Annotated in this window: 21 protein-coding genes and 1 pseudogene; 15 read left to right on the top strand and 7 right to left on the bottom strand. The window is 64.3% G+C overall.

The window, feature by feature from the left end; all coding sequences use genetic code 11:
• The first annotated feature begins 94 nt into the window (after positions 1 to 94).
• Positions 95 to 1,357: an Hsp70 family protein gene (locus tag CEW83_RS12240; RefSeq protein ID WP_108949593.1), complete on the top strand. Its 1,263-nt coding sequence runs from the start codon at positions 95 to 97 to the stop codon at positions 1,355 to 1,357.
• 142 nt (positions 1,358 to 1,499) lie between these two features.
• Here CEW83_RS12240 and CEW83_RS12245 read toward each other — a convergent pair whose 3' ends face one another.
• The 3 genes from CEW83_RS12245 to CEW83_RS21590 form a co-directional block, all read right to left on the bottom strand.
• Positions 1,500 to 2,756, bottom strand: a complete 1,257-nt coding sequence (locus CEW83_RS12245) for a nitronate monooxygenase (protein ID WP_108949594.1) — start codon at positions 2,754 to 2,756, stop codon at positions 1,500 to 1,502.
• A 165-nt stretch (positions 2,757 to 2,921) separates the two neighbouring features.
• Positions 2,922 to 5,819 (bottom strand): EAL domain-containing protein, encoded by a 2,898-nt coding sequence (locus CEW83_RS12250; RefSeq protein WP_108949595.1) that lies wholly within the window; start codon positions 5,817 to 5,819, stop codon positions 2,922 to 2,924.
• Positions 5,820 to 6,029: 210 nt separating this feature from the next.
• Complete coding sequence (locus CEW83_RS21590; RefSeq protein ID WP_267896478.1) at positions 6,030 to 6,158, bottom strand: hypothetical protein; 129 nt, start codon at positions 6,156 to 6,158, stop codon at positions 6,030 to 6,032.
• Positions 6,159 to 6,301: 143 nt separating this feature from the next.
• On the opposite strand from CEW83_RS21590, the gene CEW83_RS12255 reads away from it, so the two are divergent.
• The 5 genes from CEW83_RS12255 (at position 6,302) to CEW83_RS21430 (ending at position 12,427) form a co-directional block, all read left to right on the top strand.
• Complete coding sequence (locus tag CEW83_RS12255) at positions 6,302 to 7,360, top strand: M14 family zinc carboxypeptidase (RefSeq protein ID WP_234418797.1); 1,059 nt, start codon at positions 6,302 to 6,304, stop codon at positions 7,358 to 7,360.
• Positions 7,361 to 7,398: 38 nt separating this feature from the next.
• A complete protein-coding gene (locus CEW83_RS12260) occupies positions 7,399 to 8,193 on the top strand; it encodes an alpha/beta fold hydrolase (RefSeq protein ID WP_108949597.1) in 795 nt (264 codons plus the stop codon).
• 188 nt (positions 8,194 to 8,381) lie between these two features.
• Positions 8,382 to 8,804, top strand: a complete 423-nt coding sequence (locus tag CEW83_RS12265; protein WP_108949598.1) for a hypothetical protein — start codon at positions 8,382 to 8,384, stop codon at positions 8,802 to 8,804.
• 123 nt (positions 8,805 to 8,927) lie between these two features.
• Entirely contained in the window at positions 8,928 to 11,531 is a 2,604-nt protein-coding gene (locus CEW83_RS12270) for a TRAP transporter permease (RefSeq protein WP_108949599.1), read from the top strand.
• 230 nt (positions 11,532 to 11,761) lie between these two features.
• A complete protein-coding gene (locus CEW83_RS21430) occupies positions 11,762 to 12,427 on the top strand; it encodes a TolC family protein (protein ID WP_234418799.1) in 666 nt (221 codons plus the stop codon).
• 111 nt (positions 12,428 to 12,538) lie between these two features.
• Here CEW83_RS21430 and CEW83_RS12280 read toward each other — a convergent pair whose 3' ends face one another.
• Entirely contained in the window at positions 12,539 to 14,179 is a 1,641-nt protein-coding gene (locus CEW83_RS12280; protein ID WP_108949600.1) for an MFS transporter, read from the bottom strand.
• Between the two features lie 538 nt (positions 14,180 to 14,717).
• Here CEW83_RS12280 and CEW83_RS12285 point away from each other — a divergent pair.
• Positions 14,718 to 15,347: a nitroreductase family protein gene (locus CEW83_RS12285; protein ID WP_108949601.1), complete on the top strand. Its 630-nt coding sequence runs from the start codon at positions 14,718 to 14,720 to the stop codon at positions 15,345 to 15,347.
• Positions 15,348 to 15,389: 42 nt separating this feature from the next.
• Positions 15,390 to 16,340 carry a DMT family transporter gene (locus CEW83_RS12290; RefSeq protein WP_108949602.1) on the top strand — a complete coding sequence of 317 codons (951 nt, stop codon included), beginning with the start codon at positions 15,390 to 15,392 and terminating at the stop codon, positions 16,338 to 16,340.
• Here the strand turns inward: CEW83_RS12290 and CEW83_RS12295 are convergent, their stop codons facing one another.
• Positions 16,341 to 17,249, bottom strand: coding sequence for a LysR family transcriptional regulator (locus CEW83_RS12295; RefSeq protein ID WP_108949603.1), 909 nt, complete (start codon positions 17,247 to 17,249; stop codon positions 16,341 to 16,343). It abuts the gene before it with no gap.
• 110 nt (positions 17,250 to 17,359) lie between these two features.
• On the opposite strand from CEW83_RS12295, the gene CEW83_RS12300 reads away from it, so the two are divergent.
• Together CEW83_RS12300 and CEW83_RS12305 are read left to right on the top strand one after the other, a co-directional pair.
• The gene (locus CEW83_RS12300; RefSeq protein WP_199915105.1) at positions 17,360 to 18,352 is read left to right on the top strand and encodes a cyclase family protein; all 993 of its coding nucleotides are present in this window, start codon (positions 17,360 to 17,362) and stop codon (positions 18,350 to 18,352) included.
• 98 nt (positions 18,353 to 18,450) lie between these two features.
• Complete coding sequence (locus tag CEW83_RS12305) at positions 18,451 to 19,131, top strand: NAD(P)-dependent oxidoreductase (RefSeq protein ID WP_108949605.1); 681 nt, start codon at positions 18,451 to 18,453, stop codon at positions 19,129 to 19,131.
• A 121-nt stretch (positions 19,132 to 19,252) separates the two neighbouring features.
• Here CEW83_RS12305 and CEW83_RS21760 read toward each other — a convergent pair.
• Positions 19,253 to 19,393: pseudogene (locus CEW83_RS21760) on the bottom strand (transposase); the annotation flags it as partial.
• Between the two features lie 21 nt (positions 19,394 to 19,414).
• Positions 19,415 to 19,726 (bottom strand): hypothetical protein, encoded by a 312-nt coding sequence (locus CEW83_RS12315; RefSeq protein WP_108949607.1) that lies wholly within the window; start codon positions 19,724 to 19,726, stop codon positions 19,415 to 19,417.
• Positions 19,727 to 20,296: 570 nt separating this feature from the next.
• Between CEW83_RS12315 and CEW83_RS12320 the strand changes: the two genes are divergently transcribed.
• The 5 genes from CEW83_RS12320 (at position 20,297) to CEW83_RS12340 (ending at position 23,415) form a co-directional block, all read left to right on the top strand.
• Positions 20,297 to 20,911: a hypothetical protein gene (locus CEW83_RS12320; protein ID WP_108949608.1), complete on the top strand. Its 615-nt coding sequence runs from the start codon at positions 20,297 to 20,299 to the stop codon at positions 20,909 to 20,911.
• A 66-nt stretch (positions 20,912 to 20,977) separates the two neighbouring features.
• Positions 20,978 to 21,205 (top strand): glycine zipper 2TM domain-containing protein, encoded by a 228-nt coding sequence (locus CEW83_RS12325; RefSeq protein WP_108949609.1) that lies wholly within the window; start codon positions 20,978 to 20,980, stop codon positions 21,203 to 21,205.
• 161 nt (positions 21,206 to 21,366) lie between these two features.
• A complete protein-coding gene (locus CEW83_RS12330) occupies positions 21,367 to 21,582 on the top strand; it encodes a hypothetical protein (protein ID WP_234418801.1) in 216 nt (71 codons plus the stop codon).
• Positions 21,583 to 21,682: 100 nt separating this feature from the next.
• A complete protein-coding gene (locus tag CEW83_RS12335; RefSeq protein WP_234418802.1) occupies positions 21,683 to 22,318 on the top strand; it encodes a peptidase in 636 nt (211 codons plus the stop codon).
• Positions 22,319 to 22,602: 284 nt separating this feature from the next.
• A complete protein-coding gene (locus CEW83_RS12340; protein WP_108949611.1) occupies positions 22,603 to 23,415 on the top strand; it encodes a transglutaminase-like domain-containing protein in 813 nt (270 codons plus the stop codon).
• The last annotated feature ends 315 nt before the right edge of the window (positions 23,416 to 23,730 follow it).

Here is a 23,730-nt window from a genome sequence, read left to right on the forward strand (position 1 = left end):
ACCGCCGCTGACCATCGCGCGGGGAAATAATCTCGCCCTTACCCGCCTCATCGAGTAGCATCGCAGCCCTCTTTCGTTGGTCTGTATCTACATCATGAGCCTTGCGCCTGCCCGTGCCTGCGGCGTCGACTTCGGCACCTCAAACTCCACCATCGGCTGGCTGCGCCCGGGTGCACCGACCTTGCTCACCCTCGAAGACGACAAGCCAACCCTGCCATCTGCGGTGTTCTTCAACGCCGATGAGGACACCACCTGCTTCGGGCGCGCCGCACTTGGCGAGTACCTGGAAGGTTACGAGGGGCGCCTGATGCGGGCGCTCAAGAGTCTGCTCGGCAGCAGCCTGATCGACGGCCACACCGAAGTGCTGGGCCGCGCGCTGCCCTTTCGCCAGCTGCTCGCAAGCTTCATCGGCGAGCTCAAGCAGCGTGCAGAGGCACAGGCGGGCCGCCCCTTCGAGCAGGCAGTGTTCGGCCGTCCGGTACATTTCGTGGATGACAATGCCGAGGCAGACCGCAAGGCGCAGGACACCCTCGAAGAGGTTGCCCGCCAGGTCGGCTTCCGGGACGTCAGCTTCGAGTTCGAACCGATCGGCGCGGCGCTGCACTACGAGGCCTCACTCGATCGTGAGGAACTGGTGCTCGTCGCCGACATCGGCGGCGGCACTGCGGACTTTTCCCTGATTCGCCTGTCGCCCGAGCGCGCGCGCGCGGAGGACCGCCGTGAAGACCTGCTCGGCAATGCCGGCGTGCATATCGGCGGCACCGATTTCGACCGCGCGCTCAGTCTCGAATGCGTCATGCCCCTGCTCGGCTACCGCGGAAAGATGAAGAACGGTGCGGAGATTCCGTCGAGCATCTTCTTTCAGCTCGCGACCTGGCACACGATCAACTTTGCCTACGCCCGCCAGGTCACCTCCGATCTTCAGCATATCTACCGTGACGCCACCGCCCGTACCGAACTGGACCGGCTCTCGCGGCTGATCGCACGCCGGGAAGGGCACTGGCTGGCGCTGCAGGTGGAACAGGCCAAGATCGACCTGTCGGCGGCGCCCGAGGCGATGCTGGAACTCGACCGGCTGGAGCCCGGCCTCACCCACAGCATCACCCGCGACGCCTTCACGCTCGCCACGCGAACGCTGGTGGGGCGCGTGGCGGAGACGGTCAGCACCCTGCTCAATCAGGCGGGCGTGGCGCGGGATCAGGTGGATACGGTGTATTTCACCGGCGGCGCCAGCGGGGTTCCGCAACTGCGCAAGCAGATCGCGGCAGAGTTGCCGCAGGCACGCAGCGTCGAGGGCGATCTGTACGGCAGCATCGGCGCCGGCCTCGCCGTGCAGGCCATGCGTCGTTACGGCTGAACGGGGCATCCTGCAGCAACGACGGCTGCGATCCGCAGCACTGGCGTCCACAGGGTGGCCGAATCAGCCAAAACGAAAACGGTCGCGCAAACAAAAACGCCGGCGTTCCCAGTGAAGGGACGCCGGCGCGATCAGAACGGCTTCAGGCGGCGACTTCCGGCGGCAGGGCGATCGTGTTGCCGGTGCTGTAGCGGTAGTCGTTGAACACATGCTCGGCCGAGAGGATCTGGTAGTTGCCATCCTCATTCTTGCGCGTGGTGTCCTTGAGCCGGTAGGTGTAGTGGCCACAGGTCCAGCAGTCGAAGTTGCGCATGTGGGTGCACAGGCAGGTCTTGTCCATCACCTTGACCTTGGCGGCCTCGGGATGTGCGGCGACTTCGCGGTTGTAGGCGTCGATGTACTGGCAGTTGCCCTTGGCGTCGAGCAGATAGCCGAAGGCTTCGCAGTTGGGGCGAATGCCGCTGCCGATCGCAGGGCTGTTCTTGAGCATGCGCATCGGATAGCCGGTCGGCGAAATGCCGTTGACCTCGATGTCGTCCTCGCTGGCCTTGAAGTACTCCTGCTGCACGTCTTCGGGCAGCCCGCACTCGTCGGTGACGGTGAAGCGCGTGGCAACCTGAACCGCCGCGGCGCCCATTTCGAGGAAATTCACCGCATCGCTGCCGGTAAAGATGCCGCCGGCCGGAATCAGCGGAATATCGAGCTGCTCAGCCTGCAGCCAGTCGCGGATCTCGACCATGATCGAGGCCAGGTCGAATGCGGCCCAGTCCATGCCGAACCCGAGGTGACCGCCCGCGAGCGGGCCTTCAACCACGACGTAGTCGGGCATGCGGCCGGTGCGTGCGTTCTTCTTGAGGAAGAGTTGCAGTGCGCGCAGCGAGGACACGATGATGCCCAGCTTGACGTCGTTGAAACGCGGATGATCCTGGATCAGCGCAAACGAGCCCAGGTGCAGACCCGCCGCCAGCGTGATGCCGTCGATGCCATGGTCCATGGCGGCCTGCAGACGCACCCGCAAGGTTTCCTTGGGGCCGTTCATGGTCAGCTTCTCCATGCAGTTGATGAAGACCAGACCCGGGCCGCGCTTGGCCTCCATGGTCTTGCCCACATGCATGGCCGTCGCTTCGGCGAGCAGTCCGAGGTCGAACTGCACCACCGACTTGTCGGAATTTGCGACGTTGAACTTGTACTGCTTGAGCTTGTTCTTGACGAACTTGGTGTTGAAGCGCCGGTCGGAAACGGTCGGCACCATCGCGTCGGAAATGTGCCCGATACCACCGAGGCGCGCAGCCTCCAGTGAGAGTTCGGCCGTCGAGATATCGACACCCATGCCTCCCACCATGATCGGTACCAGTTCATGCGAGCCGAGCCGCAGGCGAAAATCATCAACACGCTTCATTGCTTCAGTGTCCGTTTTTTGACGCAGTCCGTCATTATCCCTCAGCTGAGACATTGATGGCAGCGCTGCGTGCGCTCATACGGCAAAAGATGCACAGAAATGAGGCGCGAATACCACGAAGGGTGCGTCCCGGGCGCTTCAGACGCTGGTGCACGCGCGCCCAGCTCACGCCCGGTGCTTGAACAGCGCCTCGACCGGTCCCGGCCGCCCGAAATAATAACCCTGGTAGCTCAGGCACCCCTGCCTCGCCAGGGCGTCGCGCTGCTCGACTGTTTCCACCCCTTCGGCAATCACGCTCAGGCCGAGACTTTCTGCGAGGGTGATGATGGCGCGCGCAATCGCCGCGTCGTTGGGATCTGCGAGCAGGTCGCGGACAAAGGAACGATCGATCTTGAGCTGATCGAGCGGGAGGCGCTTGAGATAGGACAGGGAGGAATACCCCGTGCCGAAGTCATCCAGCGAGAAGCCGACGCCGTGCGCCTTGAGCGCAGCCATGCGGGCGATGGTTTCCTCGGCGTCGACCAGCAGCAGGCTTTCGGTCAGCTCGAGTTTCAGGCATCGCGGATTGGCGCCACTGCGATCGAGCGCCGACAGCACCAGATCGACGAAATCGGCCTGGCGGAACTGACGCGCACTGACATTCACCGACAGGGTCAGGGCTGCGGTGTCCAGCGTGTCGCTCCACGCCCGCAACTGGGCGCAGGCAGTGTCGAGCACCCAGGCGCCGAGCGGCACGATCAGACCGGTGTCTTCAGCAACCGGAATGAATGCGTCCGGCTGCACCAGCCCACGGGTCGGATGATTCCAGCGGAGCAGCGCCTCGGCGCCGATCAGCGCCCCGGTGTAATCCACCTGCGGTTGATAATGCAGTTCGAACTGCCCTTGCTTCAGGCCGCGCCTCAGATCCGCCTCGAGTGCGGCGCGTGCATTGAGCGCAGCCTGCATCTCCGGATCGAAGAAGCTCATGGTGTTGCGCCCATCGGCCTTGGCCTGATACATGGCGAGATCGGCCTGCCTGAGCAGATCATCAACCTTGTGATTCTTGCCCGCAAACAGCGCGACCCCGATGCTTGGCGTACTGAAATGCAACTGCCCGTCGATGTCGTGAGGTTCGCCAAGACTCTTGAGGATCTTCTCGCCGACGCCTCTCGCGTGCGCGGCAGCTTCCGCCCGGTCGCTGCCGAGGTTGCCCAGCATCACCACGAACTCGTCCCCGCCAAGACGGGCAACCGTGTCCCCTTCCCGCACGCAGTGCACCAGACGGGCAGCTACATGCTTGAGCAGCAGGTCACCCTTGTCGTGCCCGAGGGTGTCATTGAGCGTCTTGAAATTGTCGAGGTCGATGAACAGCAAGGCACCGCTGCGTTTGCTGCGCCCGCTGGCTGCAAGCTGCTGCTGCAGACGATCAACCAGCAGGCGCCGGTTGGGCAGGCCGGTGAGGGCATCGTAGAAGGCCAGCAACCGGATCTCGTCTTCCATCACCTTGCGCTGGGTGATGTCGGTCGAGATGCCGCACAGCGCATAGATGCTGCCATCTTCCCGTCGCAAGGGGATCTTCACCGACAGGAAGGTCCGCGGTTCGTCCTCACCATGGCGGGTATTCACCTCCTCCGTTGCAACCCGCTCGCCCGCCTCGATCACGCGCGCATCGTTTTCGCGCAAGCGTTTTGCCGTCTCGGCATCGAAGAAAGCGCCATCGTCCCTGCCCACGACATTCTTCAGGTCGCAGACGAACAGCTCGCAGACCTGCCGGTTGGCATACTGGTAACGGTAATCCGCGCCCTTGATATAGATGAAGGCCTCCACGCTGTCGAGAATCACCTCCAGCCTGTCCTCGCTCTCACGCAACTCGATGGCCTGGCGTCGCAGGGCTTCGCGCTGTGCCAGGTTCTCGGCGTGATAGGCGCGAAACAGCTTGCGCGACCAGCGCGAAAACAGCAGCGAAGCCGCCAGCGCAAGCAGCAGCGCAAGCGCGACGTTGAGCAGCATGCGCGAAGTCGACTGCGCGCCCCCGCTTTCGTGCGCCCGGCGCTCGGCATCGAGCGCGACCTGCAACTCATCCTCGAACACCGTTGCAGCCAGCGTCCAGCCCCACGGCTCATAGTTCCGCACCAGCGCCACCTTGTTGGCCGCCCGGCCGAGTCGGGCGTCGAACCACTGGTAGCGCAGCAACCCGCCACCTTCGAGCGCCTTGCGGCGAATGCGCTCCAGTGCATCACGCTCGGCGGCGGGAATGGCGTGCAAGGGGCGCCCCTCCAGCTCGGGGTCGGAGGGCGACAGCAACAGGCGCCCTTCGTTGTCGAGTACACCGATGTAACCGCTCTGCCCGAACCGCAGCGCACGAAAACGGGCCATTGCCTTGCGTCGCTGCAGGGACTCCCATTCGTAGGTGTAGTCGCCGGCGCCGATCAGCCAGTCGTAGGGCGCAAAGTAGCGAACATAAGCGAGCTTGTCGGCCATCTTTCCTGGTTCGTCGGGCCGGTACCAGCGATAGTCCAGAAATCCCTCGCCCTGCGGTCTGCGTGCCGCATCGATCAGGCCACGCATGATGTAACGCCCGCGATCGTCCTGATTATCGGGCAGCAGCCGCCCTTCAAGCTGCGGCGACGTCGGCAGCAGTATGAAGCGCCCGCTCATGTCGTCGATGAAGTAGTAGCCCCGCCCTTCGAAGAAACGCACTGGCCTCAGGGCTTCGACGATCAGCTTCCTGACCTCTTCCGCCGGCCGGCGCGCCGCCTCCTGCGCATGGATGGCCTGTGCAATCTGCACGGCCGCATCGACCTGTTCGACAACCGTCCGCCGCAATTCTTCCTCGGAACGCGAGCGGGTGAACTCGAGATAGCTGAGCGCCGAGCTCATCTCCGCGGAGAGCCGTTCCTCGAGCTGCCGGGTGACGACCTCCTCGAGGCGGCTCAGCGACGCGCGGTAATCGCTTGCATGCCGCCACGAATAGAAGCTCGCCAGCGCGAGCGTCAGCAAAAACACAATGACCAGCGTGCCGAAAAGGTACAGACGCGGAACCGTGTTCTCGTTGCCGGAGAGTGTTGAAGGGAAAAATCGCAAGTCAGATCCGCGTGGAAATATCACCAATGACGTAGTGACATTGTATCCGGACGCGCCGCTTCAACTTTGCGGAATACCTCGACATGCGGAATTTATCACTGCAGCAGACCGGTCCCGGCCAGGCCATCCACGACGGTCAGTTCCGGCTGCTGCGCCTGCAGCGCGCCGCCCGTCGGGCTCTGGCGGCAAGTGGAGGCTCGAGGAGGCGTCTCAGGCGCGCGGCTGCCTGCTCCTGTGTCGCGAGCGCTGCAGCGCGACGAACTCAAGCACACCCCACAACAGGGCGCTGGCGACGGGAAGCACCGGATAGCGCGCGCACCTGCGTATCAGTCCGCTCATGACATCCCCCGCGATGAGGCGTTTGAAGGCCGTCCACCCTAGCAAGGAAACATGACAATTTCGCTTCAATGCGTACGCATGGCTGCCCCCGGTGCGTTTCCGCAACTTCCGGCGCCAAGGCTGGAGCAGCTCAGGTATGCTCGGTGACCCGGTCCTTCCAATGGCTGAACGTGACGTACGCCGAGCTTCCCGAACTGAGCGCACTGGAACACGTCATCAAGACCGGCGCGGGCCAGCTCGAGACCCGGGTCGTGCATCAGGTCGACAGCGGCTCGGGCGCACCGCTCCCGGTGTATGCCATCGCGCTTGGCAATCCCGCGCCCGACGTGCCCGCCATCGGCATATTCGGCGGCGTTCATGGGCTGGAGCGCATTGGCACCACCGTCGCAATCGCCTATCTGCAGTATCTGGTGACGCGCCTGCAGTGGGACGTGACCCTGCATCAGCAACTCGAAACCGTGCGCTTCGTGTTCATGCCGCTGATCAACCCTGGCGGCATGCGCCTGGGTACGCGCGCAAACCCCAATGGCGTGGACCTGATGCGCAACGCCCCGCTCGATTCGAGCGAGCGCGTGCCGATGCTGGTGGGCGGGCAGCGGATCAGCGCGCGCCTGCCGTGGTATCGCGGCGCGAGCAACGCCGGCATGGAAGCCGAGAGCCGGGCCCTATGCGACCTGGTTGCAACCGACCTGCTCACACGCAAATTCTCCCTCGCGGTGGACTGCCACTCCGGCTTCGGCATCAGCGACCGCATCTGGTTTCCGTATGCGCACACGCGCACGCCGTTCAGCCATCTGGCAGAGATTCATGCGCTCAAGGATGTCTTCTACCGCACGCATCTTCACCATCCCTACATCTTCGAGCCCCAGAGCAGCCAGTATCTGACGCATGGTGACCTGTGGGATTTCCTGCATCTGCGCGCACTCGAAACGCCCGAGCGCATCTTCCTGCCGCTGACACTGGAAATGGGCTCGTGGCGATGGATCAAGAAGAACCCGCGCCAGCTGCTCAGCCGGCACGGCATGTTCAACCCCTTGATCGCGCACCGGCAGCAGCGTGTCCTGCGGCGCCATCTGTCGCTGCTCGATTTCCTGTCGCGGGCGAGCTGCAGCCACCTCAGATGGCTGCCGCAGGGCGAGGCACGCGCCGACCACCATGCGCGGGCGATGGCGCACTGGTATCCCTCGGCCCCCGGGGCCTGAGTCCGAACCCACCACCCGGCCCCCTGAACACCGAAGCCATGACGACCTGGATTTTTCTGCGCGGACTGACACGGGAAAGCCGTCACTGGGGCAGCTTCACCGACACCTTTGCGCACGCGGTACCGGACGCCCGGGTGATCACGCTCGATCTCCCCGGCAACGGCGATCTGAATCAGCTCGCCAGCCCGGTGCGGGTCGAGGAGATGGCGGAACACTGTCATGCGGCGCTGCAGGCACTGGCCGTCACAAAGCCGTGCAAGGTGCTGGCGATGTCGCTCGGCGCAATGGTGACCGTCGCATGGGCCGACGCCCATCCGCAAGACATCGACAGCTGCGTGCTCATCAATACCAGCATGCGCCCGTTCAGCCCCTTTCATCATCGCCTGCGCCCGCGCAACTATCTGCCCCTGCTGCGGCTGGCGGTCGCGGGCGGCAAGGCGCGCGAGCATGAACGTGCCATTCTCGGGCTCACCAGCCAGCTCCGCGCCGACAGCGACACGGTGACGGCGGCGTGGACCCGCATTCACGAAGCGCATCCGGTTACCGGCGCCAACGCCCTGCGCCAGCTGTTCGCTGCCGCCCGCTTTCGCGCGCCAGCGCGGAAGCCTGCCGCTGCCATGCTGCTGCTCGCCAGCACCCGCGACGCCCTGGTCAACGCTGCGTGCTCTCGCGCACTCGCAGCCGCCTGGCATTGTGAACTGAGGCTCCACCCCAGCGCCGGACATGATCTGCCGCTGGACGACGGCGAGTGGGTGGCGGAGCAGGTGCGGCAATGGCTCGAACGCAATCCGCACCACCACACGCGCACTCCGGCAGGTGACGCCCGGCGCTGAGCCACCACGGCCTGACAGCCGCCCTGCACCGGCAGGGGGTCCGGCGCAAGGCATGTTCAGACCTTCTTTTCCAGCAAACACCGGGAAGCACACTCGGGCCGGGACGAACGCCCGGGCAGCGGGCCTGATCGGGTATCCTGCGGCCATCCTCATGCAAACACAGGCTCCGGCCTGCGCCCTCGCTCATCATGCTGCCCGACGCCGACCCCGCCCTCAGCCTCGAATGGTCCACCCTGCAGGACAACCATGAACGCTATGAGCGCGGCCTGATGTGGCTCAAGCTGCTGTCAGTGACGCTGTCGGCCATCGCCCTGATCAGCGGCAGCGCAGCACACTGGATGGCCTTCCTGGTCGCCGTGCTATGGGCTCAGGAAGCGATCCTGCGGACGTTTCAGGCGCGCCTGTCGGTGCGTATCCTGCGCATCGAAGCGCTCGTGCGCGAGGGAGCCGACACAACGGCCGCCTGCCAGCTGCACAGCGAATGGGAGGCGGCGCGTGGCAGCACGGCCGGGCTCATCGCCGAATATGCGCGCAATGCGCTGCGCCCCACCGTGGCCTTTCCGCACGCGGTGCTGGTGCTTGCACTCGGGGGGATGTCACTGCTGGACTGAACACGGCCTTGACCAGGCAATGGCTGCGACAAGATACTGAAACCCGAGCCGGCACCGGGCTGCCTGACGCAGACGGGGCCACTGTCACCCGGCCATCGCCACACCGAACCTGGGGGAGTGCGCATGAGCGATGCCAGCAAGACGGATTCCGGTCCCGATGTCGCGCGCAAGCGCAGCCTGAACACCGCCAACATGGCGATGGGGCTGCGCCATCCGCAAGGGCCGGTCGCTACGCTGCTGGTCGCAGCCGGGCTGACATGGTCAGCGTTTCAGCTCTGGGTCGCCTCTCCGCTGCCGGAACTGCTCGGCGTACTGGTGTTCAACGAGACCCGTATCCGCTCGCTGCACCTTGCCTTTGCGGTGCTGCTCGCCTTTCTCGCCTACCCGGCACGGCGCAGTGCGGATGCCGGCACGGTGCCGGTGCACGACGTCGTCCTTGCCGTGCTCGCAGCGCTGGGCGCGGGCTACCTCGCGCTGTTCTATGCCTCGGTCAGCGCGCACACGGGCGATCCCACGGATTTCGAAGTGGCGGCCGCTGCCGTCGGCCTGGGCCTGTTGCTCGAGGCCGCGCGGCGGGTGCTCGGCCTGCCGATGGTGATGATGGCCCTGGCCCTGCTCGGCTACATCTTCCTCGGCCAGTGGATGCCCGACCTGATTGCGCACAAGGGCGCATCCTTCGGCAGAACCATGAGCCACATGTGGCTGACCACCGAAGGGGTGTTCGGCGTCGCGCTCGGGGTGTCGGCCGGGCTCATCTTTCTGTTCGTGCTCTTCGGCGCCCTGCTCGAAACCGCAGGGGCAGGCAGCTACTTCATCCGCAGCGCGGTGGCGCTGCTCGGACACATGCGCGGCGGCCCGGCCAAGGCAGCGGTCGTCGCTTCGGCAGCGACCGGCCTGATTTCAGGCTCGTCGATCACCAACGTGGTCACGACCGGCCCGCTCACCATCCCGCTGATCAAGCGCGTCGGCTATCCAGCGGAAAAGGCCGCCGCGATCGAGGTGGCAGCCTCGGTCAATGGTCAGGTCATGCCACCGGTCATGGGCGCAGCGGCCTTCCTGATGGTCGAATATGTCGGCGTGCCCTATGTGCAGGTGCTCAAGCATGCACTGATCTCGGCCATGGTGTCCTACCTCGGCCTGCTCTACATCGTGCATCTCGAAGCGGTGAAGGCGGATCTGCGCGGCCTGCCGCGCCGCCACTCGCCGCACTGGCAACGCTCGCTGAAGAACTTCGCGCTCGGCTTCCTCGGCATCGCGCTGGTGCTGGCCGTCGTATCCGTCATCGGCACCGTCGTCCACGCCGTGCTGCCGAATCTGTCGTTCATGGTCATGGCTGGCCTGCTGCTGGTGGCCTACGTGGTGCTGCTGCGCATGAGCCTGCCACACGCAGGCGAAACGCTGCCAGCCGACGCGCCGATCACCAGTCTGCCCGAGTTCGCCCCGACCCTGCGTTCAGGCATGCACTTCCTGCTGCCCGTCGGCGCACTGGTCTGGAATCTGGTCATCGAGCAGCTTTCACCCACCCGCGCCGCCTTCTGGGCGACGCTTTTCCTGGCGTTCATCGTGCTGACGCAACGTCCGCTGATGGCCTGGTTCCGCGGTGACCGCAAGGTCACCGATGCCGCCTGGGAAGGCATGCAGGATCTCGTCGATGGTCTGGCCGCCGGTGCCCGCAACATGATTACGGTGGCGATCGCAACGGCGACGGCCGGCATCATCGTCGGCACCGTGACCCTCACCGGCATCGGACTGGTCATGACCGAACTCGTCACTGCGCTGTCGGGGGGCAACATCATCGTCATGCTCGCCCTCGTGGCAATGATCTGTCTGGTGCTCGGCATGGGGCTGCCGACGACGGCGAACTACATCGTGGTGTCCTCGCTGATGGCACCGGTCATCGTCAACATCGGCGCCCAGAACGGGCTCTTCGTTCCCCTCATCGCCGCCCACCTGTTCGTCTTCTACTTCGGGCTGATGGCCGACATCACGCCACCGGTGGGGCTGGCCTCCTATGCCGCTGCCAGCATTGCGCTGGCAAACCCCATGCGTACCGGCATCATCGCCTTCCGCTACTCGATGCGCATGGCGCTGCTGCCCTTCATGTTCGTGCTCAACCCCAAGCTGCTGCTGATCGGGGTCGACGGGATCGGCCACACCCTGATCACCCTCGCCAGCGCAACCCTGGCCGGCTTTGCCTTCATCTCGGTCAATCAGGGCTGGCTGCTGATCCGCAGCACGACCACCGAGCGCCTGCTGATGCTGGCTTCAGTCTTCATGCTTTTTCACCCCGGGCTGTTCATGGACCCGCTGAACACGCCCTATCATCAGCTCAACGGAACGGCGGCCGAAGCGGCCATCCTCGACGCGCCGGACCGCACCCAGATGCGCGTGCTGCTGAGCGGCACGACGCTCGAAGGCGAACAGGTCGAACGCGGCATTCTGCTGCCGCTGGGCGCCCCTGCCGCCACGGCCATCAGCCGCCTCGCCAACAGTGGCATCGACGCCACACTCGTCGATGAGGGCTTCACCGTCCGTGGCGTCGACTTCGGCAGTCAGGCGGACAAGCTTGGCATCGAAGCCGGCTTTCGCATCATTGCGGTGGAGGTGCCGGGAGACCGCTTCGCACGGGAGTGGATGTTCGTGCCAGCGCTGCTGCTGCTCGCATGGGTCGCGCGTCGCCAGCGCCAGCGCCGCGACACCGTCCGCAGCATGCCGCACACGAATTGACCGCCAGGCGCGGGTCTGCAACCGCCGCAGAGCACCGGCCAGCAGACGAAGTGCGCGGCTTCGCGCGGCATTCGCCACATTCTCAGAAATATGCTTTCAGACATAGCTCGCCGGCGTGGTCCAGCGCACAATCAGCCCGTTCAGCATGCTTCGGACTTGACCCTGCCATGTGTCATGCATGTGCATAAAGGATTGCCCGCGAGGAGAAGCGCAGAACCGAGCTGGAGGTCGTGCGCGACGTGCGCAAGTATTACAACGGCGTTCACTTCACCCCGCACATGAAAGCGCTCGCCAGCGACACGCTCGCACGATTTGAGGCACTTGAGGATCTCACCGCCCGGCTGTACCCGAATGCCTCCCTGCGCGTGAAGCGCACCGACTATCTGCGCACCAAGACGACCACCGCGGTGACCCGCTCCATGCTGCACGAGGCCCGCTACGCCAGCCGCCTGAGCAAGGAGGCCCCGGCAAATGCGATGGGACTCCCGCTGAACGCCCCGCTCACCCTCGCTGCGGAGGCACCGCTACCGCCCTTCGATGCCCGGCTGGAGGACCTGATCGCCGATGCCATGCAGTTCAACCCGGACAAACAGCGCCTTGAACTGGCCGTGCAGGCCGCATCCTTCAAGATCGACGAAGCCAGAAGCGGCCACCTGCCCACAATCGGGCTGGAGGCCAGCACCTACACGGTGTGGAACGACTGCCAGGGCGGCCTTTTCAACGACGACAACCGCGACGGCTGGACGATCGGCATCGGCATCGAGGTGGAACTGCGCATCACCGCCGCTGGCATGGACAAGGAAACGCTCAAGGACATCGTTGACCGTGCCCACATCGTCTGCCCCTACTCCAACGCCACCCGGGGCAACATCAAGGTCACCCTGACACTGGTCTGAGCCGCGCCCGGCAGCGGGACACGAGGCCCGGGAACCCCCTCCCGGGCCTTTCGTCATTCGTCGCCGGGCACCATCCGCCCATTTCGTTTGCCGAATGTGGCCGCACCCGACTCAGATTGGCGCGGGCGGCACGGATGGCGCGACATGCTGCGTCGCCATCGGCTCTCCCACGTAGCGCTGAACGCGAGGCTCGTCCGGCCCCAAGTGAAAGGACAGACGCTGCTCGCGGAGACCCGCATCGGCAGCAGTAAATCGCTCAAGCCTGCGCTGATGCTCGATCCAGTTCTCGTCGAGGAAGTATTCGATATAGCGCCCGGGCAAGGTCGTATCCCTGAACAGGCCCCATGACAGCGCGCCCTGGCGCAAGCGTGCGCGACGCGTCTTCTGCATCACCGCATTGAAGGCGGCAGCGGCGGACGGGTCGATCAGGTATTCGATCGTGACCATGACCGGCCCCTCGTTGGGCGCGATCTCGATGATCGGCTCCGGCGCCCGTCCTGCAGGCGGTACCGGCGTATGGTCGGCATCCGGCCCGCCACCTACGCTCAAGTGCCGCGTCAGCGCCAGGAGCAGCGGCCCGAGCGCGGCTGCGATCGCGATACTCACGCTCACGGTGGTCAGGCTCGCCACATAACCCCACAGCGCAGCACCCACCGCACTGCCGCCCATCAGCGCCATCTGGTAGATCGACATGCCGCGCGCGCGCACCCAGTTGGGCAAGGCGAGCTGGGCGGCCAGGGTGAGCGAGTTCGCCGTCGCAATCCAGGCCATGCCGGCCAGGGCACTTGCCGGCATCGCAAGCCAGATATTGGGCGCGAGCACCACCAGCAGCGCCGCGACCGCATGTACGCCGGTGCCCCATGCCACGAATTCGTCCCGACTGATGCCGCGACGCAGGCGGGGCAGGAACAGCGCGGTGAGAATCGCGCCCGCCCCCATCGCAGCCAGCAATGCGGTGAAGGTCGTCGCGCCGCCCTCGAGCTTGCGCGCAATCAGTGGCAGCAGTGCAAGCAGTGCGCTCGATTGCAGGAAGAAGCCGAAGATTCTCAGCAGTACCACGCGCATTCGCGGCGACTGTACGACATGCTGCAGCCCCACCCGCATCGCGCCAAAGAAGCGCTCGCCGGGCAAGGCGCTCACTTTCGGCTCCGAACGCCAGCGCAGGATGATCACGAAGGCGATGATCGACAGCAAGGCATTGAGCAGGAACACGTACTGACTGCCGACGCTGGCGAGCAGCATGCCAGCTACCACCGGCCCGACGATGCGCGACATGTTCATGGCAATGCCGTTCAGCGCCAGCGCGGCCGACAGGTCATGCCGCGGCACGACCTCGGGCACGATCGCCGCGAACACCGGCCAGCGCATGGCCATCCCGATACCGTTGGCGAAGGTGAGCGCCAGCAGCAGGGGCGCGCTGAGGCCGTCGGCAAATGCCAGCGCGCTGAGCACCAGCGCCGTCGCCGCGACCCATAGCTGGGTGACCGCAAAGTAACGCCGCCGGTCGACGATGTCGGCCAAGGCGCCGCTCGGCAGCCCAAGCACGAACACCGGCAGGGTCGAGGCCGCCTGCACCATCGCCACCATGAACACGCTGTCGGTCAGCGTCGTCATCACCCATGCCGACGCGACGTCATTCATCCACATGGTGACGTTGGCCGCCAGCCAGGCCATCCACAGCATCCGGAACACCGGGTCGCGCAGCGGAGCCATCGTGGAAGGCGCTTGTTTCGGATCGGCCGGCGTGGTCATTGGTTCGGGCCTCGTTAGGGTGAGCGCGTCAGCGGCGCCCACCGAAGTATCACTGGCTGCGGCGCGCGCAGTCAATTGAGACGCCGCGTCTCAAAACCTCATCTGCATCCTAAAACCGCAGATGTAAGAGTGATGGCGGCGAACCTGCCGTGCCACTGATGGAACGTGGCTGATCTGATGCCGCGCTCGCGACACAGCCTCGGTACCGGGGAGACCCTGCCTGCTTGGGAATAGCAGTGATCTGACTGTCCTAAAAACGGGGGGCCTTCACATTGAGCGCCCTCCGGCTGCAAGTGGAAAGTTCGACTTCCCAGGGCAGTGATTCTCAGGGGGGGACAAGCACATCAGCTGCAGGTCCAATCAGGATCATTGCTCATATCGAGGCACGGCATCCCTCGATTAGTCGACGTTCATGAACAGTGTCTTTCCATAGCCCCGGATTATCCGTCGCGCCGTAATCGGTACGCTTGCCTCCAGTACGACGGAGCACCCGTTCCGCCGTGCCTTCGCAAGGTACTGACAAGGACAGGAGGACATCATGAACGCACCACTCCCCAACAACGCAGCACAGCTGCATCGGACACCCACCCACCCGGTCGATCCGGTCTTCGTCGAGCGCTGGTCGCCGCGTGCCTTCACGGCGTCAGCCATGCCCCGCGCTGAGCTGATGACAATGCTCGAGGCGGCGCGCTGGGCGCCGTCGGCATACAACATCCAGCCCTGGCGCTTCGTGCATGCGATGCGCCAGGACGCACACTGGGACGACTTTGTCGGCCTGCTCGACCCCTTCAACGCGCGCTGGGCACGCAATGCATCCGCGCTGATCTTCCTGCTGTCGGACCGCTTCATGCCCGCGCGCGAGTCCGGGCCCGCCACGCCCTCAAGCACGCACGCGTTCGACGCCGGCGCAGCGTGGGCACAACTGGCCCTGCAGGCCACGATGCTGGGCTACCAGGCCCATGCGATGGCAGGAATTGTGCACGACGAAGTGCGCACGAAGCTCGCGGTCCCGGACAACTTTCAGATCGAGATCGCCATCGCAGTCGGCCGCCAGGCGTCGCCTGCGAGCTTGCCCGACGGTTTGCGCGAGCGCGAAGTGCCCAGCACGCGACTGGCGCTCGACCAGATCGCGTTTGCCGGACGATTTCCCGACCCTGCGCTCGACTGAGGGACGCCCCCACCCTGCCCCGCTTCGCTGGAGTCTTCCATCATGAACACATCCATCAGACAGGGGACGCCTGCCACCGTCGCCGCCCTGCTTCATGAACCGTCGGTGCTGCTGCTCCTGACCGGCACCCTGATCGGCCTGAACTTCCCGCTTGGCAAGATCGGCGCTGCGGCGGGCGTCTCGCCCATGCTCTGGGCGCTGCTGATCTCCACTGGCGCCAGCCTGACCCTGTTGCCGGTGCTGATCGCGCGCGGCGAACTGGCATGGCCCTCGCTGCGGGTGATGCGCTATACGGCATGCTCGGCGCTGATCTCGTTCATCGTGCCCAACCTGTTGCTGTTCTCCGCGATTCCGCACGCGGGTGCGGGCTACACCGGGCTCATGTTCGCGCTCTCGCCGGTGTGCACGGTGTTGCTCGCAGGCCTGTGCCGGCTCGAAACGCCGGGCCGCACCGGGCTGCTCGGGATTGCACTGGGGCTGGCAGGCGCCGCCATCGTCAGCCTGACCCGCGGTGCGGCGGCAGACGCGCCCGCACTCGGCTGGTTGCTTGCGCCCCTGCTGATCCCGGTGGCACTGGCAGCGGGCAACGTCTATCGAACACTGCACTGGCCGCACGGAGAGTCGCCCAATACCCTCGCCTTCTGGGGCCAGACGTTTTCCAGCGGCGTTCTCCTGTTGCTGCTGTGGCTCACACACGGGACCCTGCCCATTGCCGAACTCCTTCCCGCAGGCGGCGCTGCACTGATGCAGGTCCTGGTCGCAGGCATCACCTTTCCGGTGTCTTACCGGCTGCAGCAACTCGGCGGGCCGGTCCTGCTGAGTCAGATCGGCTACGTTGCCGCGGCGGTGGGGCTTGTCGTGGCCACGGTCTTCCTCGGCGAACGCTACGCGCCGGCGACCTGGGCCGGTGCGGGCGTCATCGCCCTGGGCATCGGCGTCACCATCGTTGCGCAACTTGGCGCGCGCAGCGCGGGCAACGCCCGACGCAACTGATCAGTCTGCATCCCAGCAGGGCGGGTCCTTGATGTGCTCGGCCAGGAAATCGACAAAGGCGCGGATCTTTGGCGACAGGTGCTTGCGCTGCGGATAGACGGCATAGATCGACACTTCCATCGCCCGGTAGCCCTGCAGCACCGCCCTGAGCCGCCCTGCCCGGATATCGGCGCCGACCACGAAGGTGGGCGTCAGGGTCACGCCGGCACCATTGAGCAAGGCCTCACGCAAGGCGAGGCTGCTGTTCATCTTGATGCGGCTGGTGACGGTCACCTGACGGTGGCCGCCATCCGCGGCAAGAAAGTGCCACTCGTCCGGCGCATTCGCGTAACGGTAGGTGATGACCGCATGCTGTGACAGATCCTCAGGCGACTGCGGAATGCCATTGCGCGCGAAATACGCCGGCGACCCGCACACCACATGCCGGCACGGGCCCAGCCTGCGCGCCACCAGCGATGAATCGGGCAACTCGCCGATCCGGATCGCCAGATCGAAACCCTCATCCACGAGGTCGACCTTGCGGTCGTCCAGCACCATGTCCACGGTCAGCTCAGGGTAGCGCGCCAGGAGCGCCGGCAGCAGGGGCGCAAGGTGCAGGATGCCGAAGGACATCGGGCTGCTCAGGCGCAACTCACCACGCGGCTCACCCTGCAAGCGCGACACTTCTGCCTCGGCCTCCTCGATCTCCAGCAAACCCCGCTGGCTGCGCTCGAAGAACGCCCGCCCCACCTCGGTCAGACTCAGCCGCCGCGTCGTGCGGTTCAGCAGGCGCGCGCCGAGCCTGTCCTCGAGCCGCGTCACATACTTGCTTACCACCGATTTCGACAGCCCCAGCGTCTCGGCGGCAGCAGTGAAACTGCCGCGACTGACGACCTGAACAAACACGGCCACATCACTGAGTGCGTCCATTGCGCCCCCATTACTAAAGCGTTGAGAACAATCTTATTCCATCAGCCCTGATTATCAATTCCGTGAGGATCTCTATCGTTGAAATACCTTCAACACAACGGAGATCTTCAATGAACACGCAAATGAAAACCACCCTGAGTGTGATGCTGCTCGGACTCGCGCTTGCAACGGGCTCACCCGCAACGCACGCGGCACAGGAGGTGGGCATCAGCCCGTGGGGCCCGCAGGACGAAATCGGCCGCCTCAACCTGATGACCGCAGACTCGCAGGCCGCAGTGCTGGCGCGACTGGCAGGCGGCAAGAGCTACGACCTGTCGGTCGAGTACCACATCGGCATGCCCAGCTGGCAGGCCGCCGGTGACCCGCACTACCGCATCTGGATGACTCACACGCCCCACGGCAACGTTGTCGCCGACCCGCTCGGTCTGGGCCAGGCCATGAACGAACACGTGAGCTACACCGGCGCGGCCATCTCGATGTACACGCACATGGGCACCCACATCGACGCCCTTGGTCATTTCGGCCTCGACGGCCGGATCTGGAATGGTTTCGACGCGAGAACGCACCTCGGCGACCGCGGATGGACGGTGGCGGGCGCAGAGAAGATCCCGCCCATCATCGCTCGTGGCGTCCTGATCGACGTGGCGGCGTCCAGGAACGTGGACATGCTGCCGGACGGCTATCGCGTCACGCGTGAAGACCTGCGCGCTGCGCTTGCCCATCAGCAAACCAGACTCGAACCCGGCGACGTCGTACTGATCCGCACCGGCCGGATGCGTCATTACGACGATGCCGAGGCCTACATGGCGAATCCTCCGGGAATGGGAATGGAGGCTGCACGCTTCCTGGTGGAAGAAAGCGGTGCCATGGTGGTCGGTGCCGACAACCTGAGCTTCGAGAGCTTCCCCTCGGAAATCGAGGGCAATTACGTGCCACTCCACACCTATCTGCTGGCCCAGACCGGCACGCCGATCATAGAATTGGCCTACCTGGAGGATCTGGCGCGCGATCGCGTTTACGAGTTCGCCTTCATCGGCGGCTCACTCAAGCTTCGGGGCTCGGACGCCGCACCACTGCGGCCGATTGCCATTCCGCTGCGCTGAGGCGCTGCACACGCGCCCGCAAGGGCGCGACATGACCCCGCCGGACAGCCCGCCCGGCCGATCTGCCCGAGGGCCGTGGCGAACAGGGAGGGAACATCATGAAGGTCTGCGTTGTAGGCGCATCCGGAAAACTCGGCCAGTACATGGTCCAGCATGCACTCGACCGCGGCCATGAGGTCGTCGGCGTCTGCCGTGAGCGCAGCGTCGGCAAGCTCGACCGCTTCAAGGGTCGTATCACCATCATCCCGGGTGCCACAAACGACCGCGAAGTCATCAGGAAAGCGGTCGCGGGCTGTGATGGCGTGCTCACCGTACTGGTGCCCTGGGGCGTCCAGCAGTATTCATCGGGCACCGCCCAGGCGGTGATGGACTGTTCCCCCCCGGATGCACGGCTCGTGTTCTCCTGCGGCTGGCATATCAGCCGCGACGGCAAGGACCGCTACTCGTGGAAACTGAAAGCGCTGGTGGCCATTGCCGGCCCCATCGCCCGTCTCTTCCGGCTGGCGGAGCTGGACGACCAGGTTGAAGCGTGCCGACGGATCTTCGCCAGCACGACGAAGTGGACCGTCGTCCGCGCAAGCGACCTTGAGGAAGGGGACAGCCAGGGCCTGCCGGTCTGGAGCCGGCACGTTGGCGACGCCATCCTCGAAAGCAATCTCACTCGCCGCGTGGACTTCGCCCTGTTCATGGTGGCGGCGCTCAAGAACGACGAACTCATTCATGAAGCACCCGCAATCGTGGGCTGCCAGACGCCGTCGGCACGCGCTGGCGAGGCCTGATGCGGCCCATCGGATCAACCGTGTGCCCGTGCCCGACAGCCCGGCACACCAGGATGCCCGCAGCCGGACGCCATAGTTGAATCAGACCCGGTTGCGGTCTGCGCACCTGATTGATGCCCAGCAGCGTCGGTTTTCCTCCGCTGGAGTGCTGTCGCGGGACGAGGCCCAGCCATGCGGCCAGTTGACGGCCATCTTTGAAACTCTGCGCGTCGGCGATCGATGCTGCCAACGCTGTGGCGGTTAGCGGGCCGACGCCCGGAATCTTCTCCAGGCGCTGGCTCAGTTAGCAACCTCGGTGCCATTGCTTGATCTGCGCTTCAAGTTCGCCCACTTGCCGGTCCAGTGCCATCAGGTGTTCATAGAGGCGCCGAATCAGGCGCAGGAACATCTCCGGCAGCTCATCGTCTGCATTCTCGACGCGCCCCCACAACCGAGTCCTCAAGGTGCAGATTCCCTTTGGCAGCACCAGACCGAATTCGCCAGGCAGTCCTCGGATTTGGTTCGCCTGCGGCGTGCGCGCCACGACGAAGCCCCGGCGAACCCGGTGCAGCGACAGCACCGCCTGCTGTTCAATACTCTTGATCAGCACTTCCACGCTGGCACATCAATTCCTACTCGGGTGGGGGCGTCCATCCCATTGATTCAGTTCAACGATCAGGAGGCCGTTCTGGTTCCCGATTACGATGGCACCGGGCTGCAGAACTACGCTGGAGTATGAGGCGGTTTCGTTGAGCCGCTGTGCAACTGAATGAGGTGGCGGCAGGTTCTTTTATGCAGCCCCGCGCTGCAAGCCATGTAGTGCGTTACTAGGCAATCTGGATAGCATCCAGGCCGAAGGGCCAATGCAATACCCAGTCATGCACGCCCGTCAGACTGTCTCAGCCTCGATTCAGTCATGACGACTATACGAACCTGCTGCAAGTGCAGCTCAGTTGGGTCGCCTTGCTTTGCGGCGCGCAAGCCTCCGCTACCTGTGTGCGACAGCAGACAGATGCTGGCTGGCCGCCAGCGTAATCTCGAATCATCCGAGCCAGCAGGCCCAAGCGAGGTCTGCACCGCGGCAATGCGCAAGGTATGCAAGGAGCGCGGTCCCGGCGAAGAGAAGAGCGTACACGGCATCGCATGCCGATGCATCACGCCACGCTCACCACCCCAAGGAACAACAATGAACAAACTCAGCATCAACGTAATTGCAATTGCGCTTGGCCTGGCTTTCAGCGCCGGTTCAATGGCCGAAGGCATTTCGAAAACCGCTTACCAAACCGGCAAGGACAAGATCACAACCGACTACAAGGCCGACAAGGCTGGCTGCGAGTCCCTGTCCGGCAATAAGAACGATATCTGCGTGGAGGAGGCCAAGGGTAAAGAGAGGGTCGCCAACGCGGAACTCGAAGCCCGCTACAAGCCGAGTCGGGAAACCCGCTACGAGGTGAGTGTCGCCAAGGCAGAGGCCACCTACGCGGTGGCGAAGGAACGCTGCGACGACATGGCAGGCAACACGAAGGATGTCTGCGTGAAGGAAGCAGAGGCTGCGCAAGTCACAGCCAAGGCCGACGCCAAGGCGCAGATGAAGACCGGCGAAGCGAACGCAACGGCCAACGAGAAAACGTCGGAAGCGCGCACCAAGGCCAGCGGCGAGTCTGCTGAAGCTCGCAAGGACGCAGCTGCTGACAAGCGTGACGCCGAATACACGGTGGCGAAGGAAAGGTGCGACGCATTCGCAGGCGGCGCCAAGGACGAGTGCATGGAGACGGCCAAGGCTCAGTTCGGCAAGTTGTAAGTTAAATGTGGCGATGAGCCATGCGCGAAGCATCGGAAACTCAATGTCTGAGAACGAGGTGACTCGATGAGAACGAATCAGAAAGCAATTCGGAAATACGCACTCGGTGTGTTCGCCGCGGCCATGTTGCTTGGATTGGGCGGATGTGCCGGCATGTCCGGGCAGGACAAGAGCACGGCGATCGGAGCCGGGGTCGGCGCCATCGGCGGCTCCGTTCTTACCGGCGGCAGCGCGATCGGTACGGTCGGTGGTGCGGCGGTAGGCGGCGTCATCGGTCACGAAGTGGGCAAGTGACATTTGGCTCGCGCTGCGCCCGTCCGACGGCGGGCGTCGCGGCCATTGCTCAACCACCCCCTGCTGGAAGCGAGGCCAATCCCGCTCCGCACATCGGGGCACCGAGCCCTTTGGAGGTATGCATGATGAAAAAGGCGAGATCCCTCAGCGCAGCGCTGGCCATGAGTGCGTTGCTTGTTGCACTGTCCGGTTGTCAGAAACAGGAGGGGCCGATGGAAAAGGCCGGCAAGGAAGTCGATCAGGCTGCCGCGATTGCCGGGGAGAAGATGGAAAAAGCGGGCGAGGAAGTCGACAAGGCCGCAGCGACCGTCGGCGAGAAGATCGAAAAGGCCGGCGAGAGCATTCAGGACGCGGCAACGGCCGACAAGAAGTATTGACATGACCTACTGCGTTGGCGTGATGCTGGACAGCGGACTGATCTTCGCGTCGGACTCGCGGACCCATGCCGGCGTCGATAACTTTGCCAGTTTCTGCAAGATGACGCTCTTCGAGCGCGCCGGCGACAGGGTTATCGTTCTGCTGAGTTCGGGGAATCTGGCCGGCACGCAGGCCGTCATCAGCCTGTTGCGGCAGCGCGGCGCCAGGGAAGATTCGCCCAGCATGTGGACTGCCGAATCGATGTTCGATGCGGCCATTCAGGTGTCGGATGCCATGCGGGACGTCGATCGACGCGACGGTCAGCACCTGGCTGACAGCGATATCGGCTTCAACGCGTCGTTCATCCTCGGCGGTCAGATCGCCGGGGAGCCGCCGCGTTTGTTCCGAATCTATGCAGAGGGTAACTTCATCGAGGCAAGCGCCGAGACGCCATACCTTCAGACGGGTGAAACGAAGTATGGCAAACCGATCATCGACCGGGTCATTACCCGCTCGACCAAGTTGAACGACGCGACAAAATGCGTCCTCGTTTCGTTTGATTCGACCATGCGCAGCAACCTGTCGGTCGGTATGCCGATCGACCTGCTTTGCTACAAACGTGACAGTTTCGAAGCCGGCATGCGTCGCCGCTTTGGCGTCGGGGATGTCTATTTTGCCGAGCTGGGCGCGCAATGGAGTGAAGGTACGCGCGACGTATTCCGCCAGCTGCCCGACCTCGACTGGGCGTCCCCTTGAGCATCAGACCGGAAGCTGTTGAGCGGAAAAAAACGACGAACGGGCTAGCTGGTTCCGCAATCGCCGGCCGCCTCCCGCCTGCCGCCCGGCGACCAGCTGGGAGCCGCACTAGAACTTAACCAGAAGCACACTGCCCAGGCGGTCCGGCGATGGACGGCCTTGCGCAAGGTGATTGTGAAATCCCTGTGTGCGGCGCTCGCAATCCAGCGTGCAGGCATGCGTTGCCAGCCGCCGTGGAGAGATCGTTCTGCGCCGTCGATCCTCACTGATTACAGGAGAACCAAATGAAGATCCGCATAGGGTACGAACTGATCTACGACTGCGCGCAGCCGACACCCATGATCCTGAGCCTGAGCGTGCATTACTCGCGCATGTCCGACATGATCATCCCCGACCATCTGATCGCCGACCCGCCGGTCCCGATCTCCGCCTACCGCGACAGTTTCGGAAACTGGTGTTCGCGCATCGTTGCCCCCAAGGGCCCGCTCAGACTATCGACCGATGCGGTCATTCGGGATTCGGGGCTGCCCGATATCGTCGTCCTCGAGGCCAGACAGACGCCGGTTCATGAACTGCCCGACGAGACCCTGCTGTTCCTGCTGGGGAGCCGGTACTGCGAAACTGATCGCCTGTCGGAGACCGCCTGGCAGCTGTTCCACACGACGCCACACGGATGGGCGCGCGTGCAGGCGATCTGCGACTTCGTGAATCGACACATCACATTCGGGTACCAGCACGCGCGCGCGAGCAAGTCGGCGTGGGATGTATTCCACGAGCGCTCCGGTGTGTGCCGTGACTACGCCCACCTGGCCATCGCATTCTGCCGTTGCATGAATATCCCTGCGCGCTATTGTACCGGCTACCTCGGTGACATCGGCATGCCTCCGCCCTACGAACTGATGGATTTCGCCGGGTGGTTCGAGGCCTACCTCGACGGCCACTGGTACACCTTCGACGCCCGCAACAATACGCCGCGCATCGGACGGGTGTTGATCGCTCGCGGACGCGACGCCGCCGATGTCGCCATCAGCAACACCTTCGGCCCGAACATCCTGAAAAGCTTCAAGGTCCGGACCGACGAGATGTTCGACGGCTGATCCGATCAGCGCGACATCGATGACCAGCATCGTGCCAATGCCAAGTGCACTTTGAGGGGTGTAAAGCGTGCGCTCGATCCAGTTGTCAGGTGTGACGTGAGCATGTCGCTCGAGGGTGGCGGCATTTCGGCTTTCGAGTCGATACTGTACAGCGCCCTCGAGCAGCAATCTCCGGATTCCATGCGCTTGTGAACGGTGCGGGTCTTCGGTTGTCTCGGTCGCGACGTGCTGCTTGCGATTGATCGCAATCCACTCGCGCGTAACCATTGCGGTGGTTAGCCACAGCCAGAAGCGGAATAAGTGGGCGGCAACGGG

The sequence above is a fragment of the Parazoarcus communis genome (assembly GCF_003111645.1).
GTDB classification, from domain to species: domain Bacteria; phylum Pseudomonadota; class Gammaproteobacteria; order Burkholderiales; family Rhodocyclaceae; genus Parazoarcus; species Parazoarcus communis_A.

Coding starts and splice junctions, on each gene's coding strand:
- CEW83_RS12240 (WP_108949593.1), top strand. CDS start 95: ATGAGCCTTGCGCCTGCCCGTGCCTGCGGCGTCGACTTCGGCACCTCA.
- CEW83_RS12245 (WP_108949594.1), bottom strand. CDS start 2,756: ATGAAGCGTGTTGATGATTTTCGCCTGCGGCTCGGCTCGCATGAACTG.
- CEW83_RS21590 (WP_267896478.1), bottom strand. CDS start 6,158: ATGAGCGGACTGATACGCAGGTGCGCGCGCTATCCGGTGCTTCCCGTC.
- CEW83_RS12260 (WP_108949597.1), top strand. CDS start 7,399: ATGACGACCTGGATTTTTCTGCGCGGACTGACACGGGAAAGCCGTCAC.
- CEW83_RS12265 (WP_108949598.1), top strand. CDS start 8,382: ATGCTGCCCGACGCCGACCCCGCCCTCAGCCTCGAATGGTCCACCCTG.
- CEW83_RS12270 (WP_108949599.1), top strand. CDS start 8,928: ATGAGCGATGCCAGCAAGACGGATTCCGGTCCCGATGTCGCGCGCAAG.
- CEW83_RS12280 (WP_108949600.1), bottom strand. CDS start 14,179: ATGACCACGCCGGCCGATCCGAAACAAGCGCCTTCCACGATGGCTCCG.
- CEW83_RS12285 (WP_108949601.1), top strand. CDS start 14,718: ATGAACGCACCACTCCCCAACAACGCAGCACAGCTGCATCGGACACCC.
- CEW83_RS12290 (WP_108949602.1), top strand. CDS start 15,390: ATGAACACATCCATCAGACAGGGGACGCCTGCCACCGTCGCCGCCCTG.
- CEW83_RS12295 (WP_108949603.1), bottom strand. CDS start 17,249: ATGGACGCACTCAGTGATGTGGCCGTGTTTGTTCAGGTCGTCAGTCGC.
- CEW83_RS12300 (WP_199915105.1), top strand. CDS start 17,360: ATGAACACGCAAATGAAAACCACCCTGAGTGTGATGCTGCTCGGACTC.
- CEW83_RS12305 (WP_108949605.1), top strand. CDS start 18,451: ATGAAGGTCTGCGTTGTAGGCGCATCCGGAAAACTCGGCCAGTACATG.
- CEW83_RS12320 (WP_108949608.1), top strand. CDS start 20,297: ATGAACAAACTCAGCATCAACGTAATTGCAATTGCGCTTGGCCTGGCT.
- CEW83_RS12325 (WP_108949609.1), top strand. CDS start 20,978: ATGAGAACGAATCAGAAAGCAATTCGGAAATACGCACTCGGTGTGTTC.
- CEW83_RS12330 (WP_234418801.1), top strand. CDS start 21,367: ATGAGTGCGTTGCTTGTTGCACTGTCCGGTTGTCAGAAACAGGAGGGG.
- CEW83_RS12335 (WP_234418802.1), top strand. CDS start 21,683: ATGACGCTCTTCGAGCGCGCCGGCGACAGGGTTATCGTTCTGCTGAGT.
- CEW83_RS12340 (WP_108949611.1), top strand. CDS start 22,603: ATGAAGATCCGCATAGGGTACGAACTGATCTACGACTGCGCGCAGCCG.